11 protein-coding genes are annotated in these 12121 nt (G+C 73.1%); 3 read left to right on the forward strand and 8 right to left on the reverse strand.

The features are described from left to right. On the reverse strand, nucleotides 1–1066 hold a 1066-nt coding region (locus ETD96_RS30865; protein WP_138640012.1), incomplete at its 3' end, for a serine/threonine-protein kinase. A gap of 179 nt (nucleotides 1067–1245) precedes the next feature. Between ETD96_RS30865 and ETD96_RS30870 the strand changes: the two genes are divergently transcribed. Continuing rightward, nucleotides 1246–1842, forward strand: a complete 597-nt coding sequence (locus ETD96_RS30870; RefSeq protein WP_138640013.1) for a hypothetical protein — start codon at nucleotides 1246–1248, stop codon at nucleotides 1840–1842. Between the two features lie 48 nt (nucleotides 1843–1890). Here ETD96_RS30870 and ETD96_RS30875 read toward each other — a convergent pair whose 3' ends face one another. The 5 genes from ETD96_RS30875 to ETD96_RS30895 all read right to left on the reverse strand — a co-directional run bounded on the left by ETD96_RS30875 (nucleotide 1891) and on the right by ETD96_RS30895 (nucleotide 7872). Further along, the gene (locus ETD96_RS30875; RefSeq protein WP_138640014.1) at nucleotides 1891–3846 is read right to left on the reverse strand and encodes an acetoacetate--CoA ligase; all 1956 of its coding nucleotides are present in this window, start codon (nucleotides 3844–3846) and stop codon (nucleotides 1891–1893) included. Nucleotides 3847–4159: 313 nt separating this feature from the next. Continuing rightward, nucleotides 4160–4870, reverse strand: coding sequence for an HAD family hydrolase (locus ETD96_RS30880; RefSeq protein WP_138640015.1), 711 nt, complete (start codon nucleotides 4868–4870; stop codon nucleotides 4160–4162). Between the two features lie 108 nt (nucleotides 4871–4978). Next, the gene (gene pruA, locus ETD96_RS30885) at nucleotides 4979–6610 is read right to left on the reverse strand and encodes an L-glutamate gamma-semialdehyde dehydrogenase (protein ID WP_138640016.1); all 1632 of its coding nucleotides are present in this window, start codon (nucleotides 6608–6610) and stop codon (nucleotides 4979–4981) included. Nucleotides 6611–6691: 81 nt separating this feature from the next. Further along, nucleotides 6692–7201, reverse strand: a complete 510-nt coding sequence (locus tag ETD96_RS30890) for a DUF6912 family protein (protein WP_138640017.1) — start codon at nucleotides 7199–7201, stop codon at nucleotides 6692–6694. 23 nt (nucleotides 7202–7224) lie between these two features. Beyond that, the gene (locus tag ETD96_RS30895) at nucleotides 7225–7872 is read right to left on the reverse strand and encodes an HAD family hydrolase (protein ID WP_171069307.1); all 648 of its coding nucleotides are present in this window, start codon (nucleotides 7870–7872) and stop codon (nucleotides 7225–7227) included. A gap of 60 nt (nucleotides 7873–7932) precedes the next feature. On the opposite strand from ETD96_RS30895, the gene ETD96_RS30900 reads away from it, so the two are divergent. Further along, nucleotides 7933–9129 carry an acyl-CoA dehydrogenase family protein gene (locus ETD96_RS30900; RefSeq protein ID WP_138640018.1) on the forward strand — a complete coding sequence of 399 codons (1197 nt, stop codon included), beginning with the start codon at nucleotides 7933–7935 and terminating at the stop codon, nucleotides 9127–9129. Between the two features lie 146 nt (nucleotides 9130–9275). Here the strand turns inward: ETD96_RS30900 and ETD96_RS30905 are convergent, their stop codons facing one another. Together ETD96_RS30905 and ETD96_RS30910 are read right to left on the reverse strand one after the other, a co-directional pair. After that, nucleotides 9276–10172 (reverse strand): N-acetylmuramic acid 6-phosphate etherase, encoded by an 897-nt coding sequence (locus ETD96_RS30905; protein WP_138640019.1) that lies wholly within the window; start codon nucleotides 10170–10172, stop codon nucleotides 9276–9278. Beyond that, the gene (locus ETD96_RS30910; RefSeq protein WP_240808349.1) at nucleotides 10169–11146 is read right to left on the reverse strand and encodes a MurR/RpiR family transcriptional regulator; all 978 of its coding nucleotides are present in this window, start codon (nucleotides 11144–11146) and stop codon (nucleotides 10169–10171) included. Before ETD96_RS30910 ends, ETD96_RS30905 begins: the two co-directional genes overlap by 4 nt. Before the next feature lie 61 nt (nucleotides 11147–11207). Between ETD96_RS30910 and ETD96_RS30915 the strand changes: the two genes are divergently transcribed. After that, nucleotides 11208–12121, forward strand: a 914-nt coding sequence (locus tag ETD96_RS30915; protein WP_240808350.1) for an N-acetylglucosamine kinase, incomplete at its 3' end; no start/stop codon positions are given.

The raw sequence follows: 12121 nt of genomic DNA on the forward strand, positions 1-12121 counted from the left end.
GTCGAAGAGTACGGCCTCCCGCCCACCCGGCGGGGGTGGGCGGGAGGCCGTACTCTTCGACGCCCGGATCGGTGCCCTCCGGGGCGTCGGCGTCGTGGAAGGCGGCGACCGTCTCCACGGGCTCGTGCTCCGCGGCGGCGGCCGGGAGTGGCTCGAAGTCCTCGTCGCCGGCCTCGGCGGCCCGCACCGACCCGGCCGCGAGCATCGCGGTCTCGTCGGTGCCGCCGGTCCGGGGCGCGGGACGTCCCGTGCTGGCGGCCTCGTCGTGCCCGAGCAGCCGCATCAGCACCTGCCGGGCGCCGGGGCGCAGCTCGGGGTCCTTCTCCAGGCAGTCGAGGACCAGGTCGCCCAGGGGGCCGTCGAGGCCGCCGAGGTCGGGCTCCTCGTGCAGGATCCGGTTGATCACGGCGGGGATGGTGTCCTGCCCGAAGGGGGGCTCCCCGGTCGCGGCGAACACCAGCGTCGCGGCCCAGCAGAACACGTCCGCGGGCGTGCCGACGTCGTCACCGCTGATCTGCTCGGGCGCCATGTAGGACGGGGTGCCGATCACCCGGCTGGTCAGCGTGGTGGCGCCGCTGATCGCGCGGGCGACGCCGAAGTCGATGACGCGCGGGCCGTCCGGGCCGATCAGCACGTTGTGCGGCTTGAAGTCGCGGTGCACGATCTTCGCCTGGTGGATCGCGGCGAGCGCCGTCGCGGTGCCGACGGCGAGCCGGTCCAGCGCGGCGCCGTGCAGCGGGCCCTCGTCCAGGACCTGCTGGTTCAGCGACGGGCCGCGCACGTACTCGCTGACGATGTAGGGCCGGTCGCCGGTCGCGTCCGCGTCGATCACCTGCGCGGTGCAGAACGGCGCGACCTGCTTGGCGACGTCCAGCTCGCGCAGGAACCGGGCGCGCGCCTTGTCGTCGGACGTCAGCTCGGCGTGCAGCAGCTTGATCGCGACCTGCCGGCCGTCCTCGGCGGCGCCGAGGAACACCGTGCCCTGTCCGCCCTCGCCCACCCGGCCGATCAGGGCGTACGACCCCAGCCGATCCGGATCACCGGACCGCAGCGCCCCAATCTCCATGCGTGGAACCGTCCCTCTCTGGATCGACGGGCCGTGCTCCCGGCCCGGATCACCCCTCCGACTGTGTGACGCCCGAACCCCGAGGGAAGTTGACCCGATCCGGCGGGTACCCACCTTAATGGCGTCTGTTCACACAGCGATACCGACGAGCACGATGTCACACCGGGGACACTGGTGGCATGGCAATGCTCGACGGGCGCCGTGTCCATACGCGCGCCGAACTCATGGCCGAGTACGGGCTCGGGCGCAGCACGCTGGAGAAATGGCACCGCGAGCGCGCGTCCAACGGCCATCCCGAGCCGGTCGGGACGGTCGGCTCCCAGCTCGCCTGGGACGCCGCCGACTGGGACCGCTGGTACGCCGCGCACTGCACCAAGGACGTCGCGCCGGGCCTGGCGACGCGCGACGAGCTGGCCGCGCGGCACGGCGTCAGCCGCCACCGCCTCAAGCAGCTCTGGGCCGACCGCGCGTCCAACGGCCATCCGGACGTCGCGCACCGCTCCGGCAAGGCGATGTACTGGGACGAGGCCGCCTGGACGTCCTGGTACCGCGCCCTCGGCGACCGTCCCGCCGACGAGGACCCCGACGATCTCGTGACGCTGGCGGACGCGGCCCGCATCCTCGGCCTCGCCCAGACGAGCGTCACCGTCTACGCCAAGCGGCCGCCCGCCGGCTGGCCCGAACCGGCGCAGGTGGAGCCGCTGCGCGGCGGCCGTGTCCGCCGCCTCTACCGCCGCCGCGACATCCTCGCCTACGCCGCCTCCCGCACCCGCTGATCTCCCGCGCGGGGCGGTCTCCGCCCCGGCGACGCCGCCGGCCGCCGCCTACGGAGTGAAGTGGGTGAGCACCTCCGGGTTGGCCATGGAGTCGCGGTTGGCGGCCTTGTCGACCGGGGTGCCCTGGAGGATCTTGCGGACGGGGACCTCCAGCTTCTTGCCCGACAGCGTGCGCGGGATGCCGGGCACGGCGGTGATCTCGTCCGGGACGTGCCGGGGCGACAGCGACGACCGGATCTCCCGCCGCAGGTTCTGCACCAGCTCGTCGGTGAGGGACGCGCCCTCGGCGAGCTGGACGTACAGGAGCAGCCGGCCCTCCTGGCCGAGGCGGCCGGTGTCGATGACGAGGCTGTCGGTGATCTCCTCGAACGCCTCGACGACGCGGTAGAAGTCGGACGTGCCCATGCGGACGCCGCCGCGGTTGAGGGTGGAGTCGGAGCGGCCGTAGATCACGCAGCCGCCGTCCGGCAGGATCTTGATCCAGTCGCCGTGCCGCCACACGCCCGGGTACATGTCGAAGTAGGAGTCGCGGTACCGGTCGCCGTGCTCGTCGTTCCAGAAGAACACCGGCATGGACGGCATCGGCTCGGTGATGACCAGCTCGCCGACCTCGTCGATGACGGGCTTGCCGTCCTCGGCGAACGCCTCGACCTTGGCGCCGAGGCCGCGGCACTGGATGACGCCCGCGCGCAGCGGCAGCAGCGGCGACGGGCCGACGAAGCCGGTGCACAGGTCGGTGCCGCCGGAGAACGAGCCGAGCAGCAGGTCCGCGCCGACCGCGTCGTACACCCAGGCGAAGCCCTCGGGCGGCAGCGGGGAGCCGGTGGAGCCGATGCCGCGCAGGCCGGACAGGTCGTGGTCCTCGCCGGGGCGGCGGCCCTCCTTGGCGGACGCCGTGATGTACGGCGCGCCGACGCCCAGGTAGGTGACGCCGCTGTCGGCGGCCAGCGACCACAGGTCGAGCGGGGCGCCGTCGTACATGACGATGGTGGAGCCCACCAGCAGGCCGCCGATGAGGTAGTTCCACATCATCCAGCCGGTGGTGGTGAACCAGAAGAACACGTCGTCGGGGCCGAGGTCCTGGTGGAACGACAGGGCCTTGAGGTGTTCGAGCACCACGCCGCCGTGCCCGTGCACGATGGGCTTCGGCAGCCCCGTCGTGCCGGACGAGTACACGACCCACAGCGGGTGGTCGAACGGGACGTCCTCGAACTCCAGTGTGTCGCAGTCGGCGCGCGGCAGCTCGCCGTAGTGCATGCCGACCCGCAGGCCCTCGGGGGTCGCGGCGGGGTCGAGGTAGGGGATCAGGACGGTGGCGGCCAGGCTCGGCAGCGCGGCCTCGATCTCGCCGACGGTCTCCCGCCGGTCGAAGCGCTTGCCGTTGTAGGCGTAGCCGTCCACGGCGATCAGGACCTTCGGCTCGATCTGCGCGAACCGGTCGATGACCGAGGACGACCCGAAGTCGGGCGAGCACGACGACCAGATCGCGCCGAGCGACGCCGTCGCGAGGAAGCAGACCAGCGCCTCGGGGATGTTCGGGACGTAGGCGGCGACCCGGTCGCCCTTGCCGACGCCGAGCCCGGCCAAACCCGCGCGGACCTCCGCCACGTGCAGCGCCAGCTCCCGGTACGTCAGCACGCGGTGCCCGCCCGCCTCCGACCGGAAGATCACCGCGGTCTCGTCGGGGGTCTCGTCCGCGCGCCGCAGCGCGTTCGCCGCGTAGTTGAGGGTCGCGCCGGGGAACCACTTCAGGCCGTCCACCGGCATCGGCCCGCCCGAGCGGACGGGGCCGTCGCCGCGCTCGCCGACGACGTCGAAGTACGACCAGATCGCGTCCCAGAAGGCGTCGACCTCGGTGACCGACCAGCGCCAGAGCTCGTCGTAGGACTCGGTGCGGACGCCCCGCTCCCACAGCCAGTGGATGAACCGGGTCACCCGCGCGTTCGCGACGACCTCCTCCGACGGCTCCCACAGCGCCGAACCCTCGGATACCTCACCGGCCATCTCTCTCCCTCCCCGCCGCGCCACGCCGCGCGGCCATCCCAATATCGGCCCGCCCCCGCACACGGCGCAACCTGCCCGATCACCCCGCCGCTACGCGCTCGACGCCCCGCCACATCCCAGGCGAAACCCCGTCCGCGAGCAACCCCGGCCGCCCACACCGGACGCAGCCGGGACATCCTCACCGTCCACACGACCCGGTTTTCCACAGGGCCCGGTTTTCCACAGGACCGCATTCCAGTTCCGCCCGCCTCCGCCGCCCCCGACACTGCCGGTACGGGGTCACGCCGGGGGAAGGGAACGGATCGGCATGGTGTCAGAGGCGGGTCAGGCCGGCGACGGCGTTGACGACGGCGTCGGTGTCGGCGAGGGTCGCGAGGACGGTGTCGGCCCCGGCGGCGCGGAGCTCGGCCTCGGTGGCGCTGCCGCTGGCGACCGCGATGATCGGGGAGCCGGCGATGTGCGCGGCCTGGACGTCGCGGGGCGAGTCGGCGATGTAGACGGTCGCGGCCTCGGGGTAGGCGGCGCCGTGCCGCTCCCCGGCGCGGGTGCGGGCCAGTTCGAGCAGGGCGGCCTTGCTGTAGACGCCGTTCTCGTAGCCGCCCGCGGCGAGGTCGAGGCGGCCGGCGAGGCCCAGCTCGGTGACCTTCAGCATGGCGTTCGGCTGGATCGAGCCGGTCAGCACGGACTGGACGACGCCGGGGACGTGCGCGAGCGCCTCGACGGCCTCCGCGGCCCCGGCGAGCACCCGCCCGTGGGCGCGCAGGTCGGCGCGGCGGGACGCGAACGCCTCGGCGAGCGCGTCGAAGAAGGCGGGCAGGTGGTCGTCGGTGGTGACGACGTCGTTGAACGCGAGCGTCTCGAAGATGATCTCGGACTCGGTGCGGCCGGGGGTGGGGGCGAGCCGGACCAGCGGCCGCCCGATGGTCCGCTGGAACGCCTCGGCGTAGGCGTCCCGGGTGACCCGCCCGACGTCGACCAGCGTGTGATCGATGTTCCACAGCACCAGACGGTTCAGCGTCGACATCCCGTTCCCATGCGCGGTCGGAGGAGCACCGGCGGGCGCCGGAGCCGGTGCCCGCCACGGTCAGCGACCTTATCGTCCGGTCTCCCGCCCCCGACCGCAACCGCCCTGTCAGGGGCCCATGTGGGGGTAGCGGTAGTCGGTCGGCGGGACGAACGTCTCCTTGATCGAGCGGACGCTCGTCCAGCGGGTGAGGTTGAAGACGGAGCCGGCCTTGTCGTTGGTGCCGGACGCGCGGGCGCCGCCGAACGGCTGCTGGCCGACGATCGAGCCGGTCGGCTTGTCGTTGATGTAGAAGTTCCCGGCGGCGAAGCGCAGCCTGTCGGTGGCCTCGGCGACGGCGGCGCGGTCCTCGGCGATGACGGCGCCGGTGAGGCCGTACTCCGAGACGCCCTCCATCTGAGTGAGGACAGTGTCGTAGTCGCCGTCGTCGTAGACGTGCACGCCGAGGATCGGGCCGAAGTACTCGCGGGTGAAGATCTCGTCGGTCGGGTCGGACGACTCCAGGACCGTCGGGCGGACGAAGAAGCCGCGCGAGTCGTCCACCTCGCCGCCGACAAGGATCTTCATGGTGTCGATGCCGCGCGCGCGGTCGATGGCGGCGCGGTGCTTGGCGAACGCGCGGTCGTCGATGACCGCGCCCATGAACGTCGACAGGTCTTCGGCGACGTTGCCCATGGTGAGGGACGCGGTCTCGGCGAGGAAGTCGTCCCGCATCCGGTCCCAGACGGAGCGCGGGATGTAGGCGCGCGACGCGGCGGAGCACTTCTGGCCCTGGTACTCGAACGCGCCGCGGACGAGGGCGGTCTTGAGGACGGCCGGGTCGGCGGACGGGTGCGCGATCACGAAGTCCTTGCCGCCGGTCTCGCCGACGATCCGCGGGTAGCCCTTGTAGCCGGCGATGTTCTCGCCGATCGTCCGCCAGAGGTTCTGGAAGGTCGCGACGGAGCCGGTGAAGTGCAGGCCGGCGAGGTCGGGGTGGCGCAGCGCGACGTTGGAGACGGCGCGGCCGTTGCCGGTGACCATGTTGATGACGCCGGGCGGGAGGCCCGCGGCCTCCAGCAGCCGCATCGTGAAGTGCGCGGCGAGCTGCTGGGTCGGGGACGGCTTCCACACCACGACGTTGCCCATCAGCGCCGCGGACGTCGGCAGGTTCCCGGCGATCGCGGTGAAGTTGAACGGGGTGATGGCGAGGACGAACCCCTCCAGCGGCCGGTACTCCAGCCGGTTCCACACGCCGGGCGGCGACAGCGGCTGCTGCTCGTGGATCTGCTGCGCGTACCCGACGTTGAACCGCCAGAAGTCGATCAGCTCGCAGGCGGCGTCGATCTCGGCCTGCTGCACCGACTTGGACTGGCCGAGCACCGTCGCGGCGTTCACCGTGGCGCGCCACGGCCCGGCGAGCAGTTCGGCGGCGCGCAGGAAGATCGCGGCACGGTCCTCGAAGGCCATGGCCCGCCAGCCGGGCGCGGCCTCGTGCGCCGCGACGACGGCCTCGGTCACGTCGGCCTCGGTGGCGTCCCCCATCCGGCCGAGGACGTGCGCGCGGTTGTGCGGCTCCACGACGTCGATCGGGGTGCCGGCGCCCATGCGGTGCTCACCGGCGATCGTCATCGTCAGCTCGGTCTGCGTCCCGCCGAGCTCCTTGATCCGGGCCTCCAGCGCGGTGCGCTCCGGGCTGCCCGGCGCGTATCCCTTCACCGGCTCGTTCGCCGGTACGGGCACGGTGGTGACGGCGTCCATCTCAGGCTCCCTGCACTCCGACGGCAGTGTCGATGTGCCGGGACCTACCCGCCCGGACGGCCGAGTACCGCCCGCCGCCGGTCAGTCCAGCAGGTGCTGGAGTTCCTGGGTGGCGAACCAGAGGAGTTCGTGGCCCTCGGCTCCGTCGACGGTGAAGAGGGCGTCGTCGTCGCCGGCGTCGGCGGCCGGGAGGACCTCGGCGGCGGCGGCGATGTCGGCGGCGGCGCCGGGGTCGTCCACATGGCCGGAGGCGATCTTCTTCCACGGGACGGCCGCGGAGACCTCCACCAGGGCGCGGTCGCCGTTGGCGGGGGCGGCGTCGCCGCGCGGCCAGGTGACGGCGGCGTCGGGGACCTCGGCGGCCAGGACGACCCGGCGGCGCGGTGCGGACGGGTCGGCGGCGAGCAGCCGCAGGGAGGCGCGGGCGGCGGCGGTCATCGCCGCGTACTCCAGCTCCTCCAGGTCGCCGCTCGCGTACCACTCCCGGAGCGCGGGCGTGACGGCGTGGGCGGCGAGCGGCGCGGGGCCGATCTCCCGCGCGGCGTGGACGCCGGCGAGGAGCGTGAGCGTGGACGGCAGATAGACGCGCATGACGGCAGCAGTCTGCCAGACGGTCAGGGCAGCAGCTCCATGCCGCGCAGTTCGGCGATGGTGGTGTCGGGGTCGGTGTGCAGGATGCCGCGGATCCCGAGCGCCTCGGCGGCGCGGATGTTGTGCTCGATGTCGTCGATGAAGACGCAGTCGGCGGCGTCCAGGCCGAGCAGGTCGAGGGCGTGCCGGAAGATCCGCTCGTCCGGCTTGCGCATGCCGACCTCGGCGGAGATCACGACCGCGTCGAACAGGTCGGCGAACAGGTCGTGCGGGTACTCGTTGCCCCAGGAGTTGGACAGCAGCGCGGTGCGGGTCCCGGCGGCGCGGGCCGCGCGGAGCGCGTCGTACATCGGCTCGACGGGGCTGAACGCGGCGAACATGCGGGCGATGAGGCCGGGCGCCTCGACGGGGCCGCCGTCCACGGTGAGCAGTTCGGCGGCGAGCCGCCGCTCGAACTCGGCCACCGGGAGCGAGCCGTCCTCCAGCCCGTGGATCGGGTTGGTCCCGCCGCCGTCGTACGCCTGCTTCACCCAGGCGCGCATGACGTTCTTGTAGTGGCCGGCGTCGATGCGGTCGGCGTCGATCCAGCGGGCCACGGCGTCGGCGAGCGGGGAGGTGAGGACGCCGCCCCAGTCGGTGATGACGGCTTTCACGGGTCGTTCTGAGGGCACGCCCCGATGGTAGGCGATCCCGGACGTCTCGACCGAATCGCGTTCTGCCAGAATGCGCGCATGGACTTCGAACTCAGCCCGAAGGCACGCGAGTACCAGGACCGCCTCCAGGAGTTCATGGACGAGTTCGTCTACCCGGCCGAGCCGGTGTACGCGGCGTGGCGCGCGGAGAACGACCCGCACGCGCTGCCGCCCGTCGTCGAGGAGCTGAAGGCCGAGGCGCGCGGGCGCGGGCTGTGGAACCTGTTCCTGCCGGACGTGTCCGGGCTGACGAACCTGGAGTACGCGACGCTCGCGGAGCTGACCGGCCGCTCCCCCGACCTCGCGCCGGAGGCGGTCAACTGCGCCGCGCCCGACACCGGGAACATGGAAGTCCTGCACATGTTCGGCACGGACGAGCAGAAGCGGCGGTGGCTGGAGCCGCTGCTGAACGGCGAGATCCGGTCCGCGTTCGCGATGACCGAGCCGGAGGTGGCGAGCTCGGACGCCACCAACATCGAGACCTCGATCGTCCGGGACGGCGACGAGTACATGATCAACGGCCGCAAGTGGTTCATCACCGGCGCCGCCGACGAGCGCTGCAAGATCTTCATCGTGATGGGCAAGACCGACCCGGACGGGCCGGTCCACCGGCAGCAGTCGCAGGTGCTGGTGCCCCGCGACACCCCCGGGCTGACGATCGTCCGGCACCTGCCGGTGTTCGGCTACCAGGACCAGCACGGCCACTCCGAGATCGTGTTCGAGGACGTCCGGGTGCCGGTGTCGAACCTGATCGCGGGCGAGGGCGACGGCTTCATGATCGCGCAGGCGCGGCTCGGGCCGGGCCGCATCCACCACGCCATGCGGGCGCTCGGCATGGCGGAGCGGGCGCTGGAGCTGATGTGCCGCCGCGCCGTGGAGCGGGTCGCGTTCGGCGGTCCGCTCGCGAAGCAGGGGGTGGTGCGCGAGCAGATCGCCGAATCGCGGATGGCCATCGAGCAGGCCCGGCTGCTCACCCTGAAGACCGCCTGGCTGATCGACCGGCACGGGGCCAAGGGCGCCCGCACCGAGATCGCCGCGATCAAGGTGGTGGTGCCCCGCATCGCCCACGAGGTGCTCGACCGGGCGATCCAGGTGCACGGCGGCGCCGGGGTCTCCGACGACACGCCGCTCGCGGCGATGTACGCGTGGGTCCGCGCCATGCGGATCTTCGACGGTCCGGACGAGGTGCACGTGCGCACCGTCGCCCGGCAGGAACTGCGCCGCTACGAGAGCTGATCCGCCATGGGTGCTCGACCGCGGCCGCGGCTCGCACGGCGCGGACCCCCCTGATCGGCCGGCGTCTCCCCCGCCGGTCCGTCCCTCCCGGTGCGCCCGGCCCTCCGCCGTCGCCGCACCGGTCCCCTGTCACCTGTAAGGCCCGCTCAGGCGGACCTCAGCCGCTGGAGGGCCTCGCGGACGCCGCCGTCCGCCTCCTCCAGCACCGTCGTCGCCCGCGCCGCGGGGACCTCGCCGAGCAGCGAGACCAGCGCGACGCGGGTGTTGCCCCCGGCTTCGTTGAGCGCGTTCTCGCAGGTGCGGGCGTCCATCCCGGTCGCCTCGGTGAGGATGCGCACCAGCCGCGCGCGCAGCTTGGAGTTCAGCGCGTTCACGCTGATCATCAGGTTGGAGTAGGTGCGGCCCATCCTGATCATCAGCGTGGTGGAGAAGGAGTTGAGCACGAGCTTGGTGGCCGTGCCCGCCTTCATCCGGGTGGACCCGCTGATCACCTCGGGCCCGGTGGCGAGCCCGATGTGCACCTCCACCTCGTCCCCGTACGGGGTGTGCGGGTTGCAGCTGATCAGCGCCGTCCGCGCCCCGACCGCCGCGGCGGCGCGCAGCGCCCCCACCACGTACGGGGTGCGGCCGCTGGCCGCGATGCCGACGGCGATGTCACCGGGCCGGACGTCGCGGGCGTCCCGGCGGCCGAGGTCGGCGTCGTCCTCGACGTCGGAGACCGCCTGCGACAGGGCGCCCGGCCCGCCGGCGTGGTGCGCGACCACCCGGCCCCATATGCCGAACGTCGGGGGCAGCTCGGCAGCGTCGATCACCGCGAGCCGGCCGGACGTGCCGGCGCCGAAGTAGTGCACGCGGCCCCCCGCGCGCAGCGACTCGACCGCGAGGTCCACCAGCCGGGCGACCTCGGGCAGGACGGAGGCGACGACCGTCGGCACGGTCGCGTCCTCGGAGTTGATCAGGCGCAGCACCTCCATGGTCGGCAGCGTGTCGACGTCGAGGGTGCGGGGGTTCCGGCCCTCGGTGGGGAGCTCGCAATCGATCACCGACGCCTCCGGTCGGGTCGCACGGTCCGTCCGCGGACCGCCTCGAACGTGGCTTCCAGGGCCTTGCGGGTCGGCCCGTAGGTGCGCTGCGCCACTCCGACGAAGACGCAGTCGACCACCGTGAGCTGCGCCAGCCGGCTGGCGGTGGCGCCGGAGCGGAAGGTCGTCTCCCGTGCGGCCGTCGTCAGGATGAGGTCGGCCACCTCCGCTATCGGGGACTTCGGGAAGTTGGTGAGCGCCACGGTGCGGGCGCCCCGGGTCTTCGCGACCTCCAGCGCGTCGATGGTCTCCACCGTCGCGCCGGTGTGCGAGATGCCGATCGCCACGTCGCCGTTGCCGAGGACGGCGGCGCTGGTCAGCATGATGTGCGCGTCCGCCCAGGCGGAGCAGACGCGGCCGATGCGGTGCAGCTTCTGCTGGAAGTCGGCCGCGACGAACGCGCTGGCGCCGACGCCGTAGACGTCGACCCGGTCGGCGGCGACGACCGCGTCCACGACCTGTTCGAGCATCTTGATGTCGAGCTGGGAGGCGGTCTCCTCGACGGCGCGGGCGTCGGCGAACGTGACCTTCTCCACGATCTGCTCGAGGGAGTCGTCGGGGCTGATGTCGCTGCCGATCACCCGTCCGCCGCTGGCGCTCTGCGCGCGCCCGGCCTCGGTGGCGAGGGTCAGCCGCAGCTCCGGGTAGCCGTGGAACCCGATCGCGCGGCAGAACCTGATGACGGTGGTCTCGGACGTGCCGCAGGCCTGGGCCAGTTCGGTGATGGTGGAGTTGGCGACCCCTTCGGGGTCGTCGATGACGCGTTGCGCCACTCTTCGCTCGGCGGGGGGCAGCGAGGGCAGCAGGGAGCGGACCCGCACGACCGTGCTCAGCGGCGTGGCGTCCCTGCCCGGCGCCGCCGTCTCCGGCGGTGCGCCGGGCTCCCCCGTGATCCCCCGCTCGGGGCCCTGTTCAGGGCCGATGGGTTTCCTCATGGAGGAAATTTTCTTACGCACAGGATGTCACGTCAACGGTAGAAAAGGCTACGGTCGCCATGTGTTGACCCATTTGGCCGGTCCTTACGTGGTCGGTATCGACGCGGGTGGCACGAAGACCCGCTGCGTCGTGCTGACGCTAGGGGGTGCCCTGGCCGGTTCCGGCACCGGCCCGGGGGCCAACCCCAACTCCGGAGGCGACACCGCGGGGGCGCTGACCACCGCCCTGCGGGAGGCGCTCGGGGACCTGGACCGAACCCACATCCTCACCGGCGTGTTCGGCATCGCCGGCGCCGGCTCGGCCGGCCGGCCCGCCGCCGTCGCGGCGGCCCGGCGGGCCTGGCAGGCCGTCGGGCTGCGCGGCTCGCCCGCGGTGGTGACCGATATCGCGGTGGCGTTCGCCGCCGGAACCAGCGAGCCCAAGGGCATCGTGGTGTTCTCCGGCACGGGCGCCGGCGCGGCGGTCATCAGCGACGGGACGATCGTGCAGCGCGCCGACGGCTACGGCTGGCTCGTCGGGGACGAGGGTTCGGCGGTCTGGCTCGGGAAGGAGGCCGTCCGGGCGGCGCTCGCCGCCTACGACGGCCGCGGCTCCCCGACCCTGCTCACCGATTCGGTCCCCCGGGCGCTGCTCGGCGCCACCGTCGTCGCGGAGATCGACGCGGAACGGCGAAGACCCCGCCTTCCCCGGGCGCTGGCCATGGCCGGCGCCCCTTCGTCGTCTTCGCCGGCACCGGGCGGTCCGGTGCCGGCGCAGGCCGCGTCGTTCGGCTCCGGAACGGTACCCCCCGGCGGGGGCGGCACGGGCACCGCCGTGCTGCTCCACGATTGCCCCCATCCCTCCGTCCCCTGTCCCCAGCCCGGCGGCGCGCCACCGGGCCCCGGGCACACCGGAGCCGGACCGCCCGGCTCACTGGGGCCGCCGGGCCACCCGGCGGCCCCCGGTCCGTCCGGGTACCCCGCACTGCCCGGCAC

This window comes from Actinomadura geliboluensis, from assembly GCF_005889745.1.
Taxonomy (GTDB): Bacteria; Actinomycetota; Actinomycetes; order Streptosporangiales; family Streptosporangiaceae; genus Spirillospora; species Spirillospora geliboluensis.

Coding starts and splice junctions, on each gene's coding strand:
- ETD96_RS30870 (WP_138640013.1), top strand. CDS start 1,246: ATGGCAATGCTCGACGGGCGCCGTGTCCATACGCGCGCCGAACTCATG.
- ETD96_RS30875 (WP_138640014.1), bottom strand. CDS start 3,846: ATGGCCGGTGAGGTATCCGAGGGTTCGGCGCTGTGGGAGCCGTCGGAG.
- ETD96_RS30880 (WP_138640015.1), bottom strand. CDS start 4,870: ATGTCGACGCTGAACCGTCTGGTGCTGTGGAACATCGATCACACGCTG.
- pruA (WP_138640016.1), bottom strand. CDS start 6,610: ATGGACGCCGTCACCACCGTGCCCGTACCGGCGAACGAGCCGGTGAAG.
- ETD96_RS30890 (WP_138640017.1), bottom strand. CDS start 7,201: ATGCGCGTCTATCTGCCGTCCACGCTCACGCTCCTCGCCGGCGTCCAC.
- ETD96_RS30900 (WP_138640018.1), top strand. CDS start 7,933: ATGGACTTCGAACTCAGCCCGAAGGCACGCGAGTACCAGGACCGCCTC.
- ETD96_RS30910 (WP_240808349.1), bottom strand. CDS start 11,146: ATGAGGAAACCCATCGGCCCTGAACAGGGCCCCGAGCGGGGGATCACG.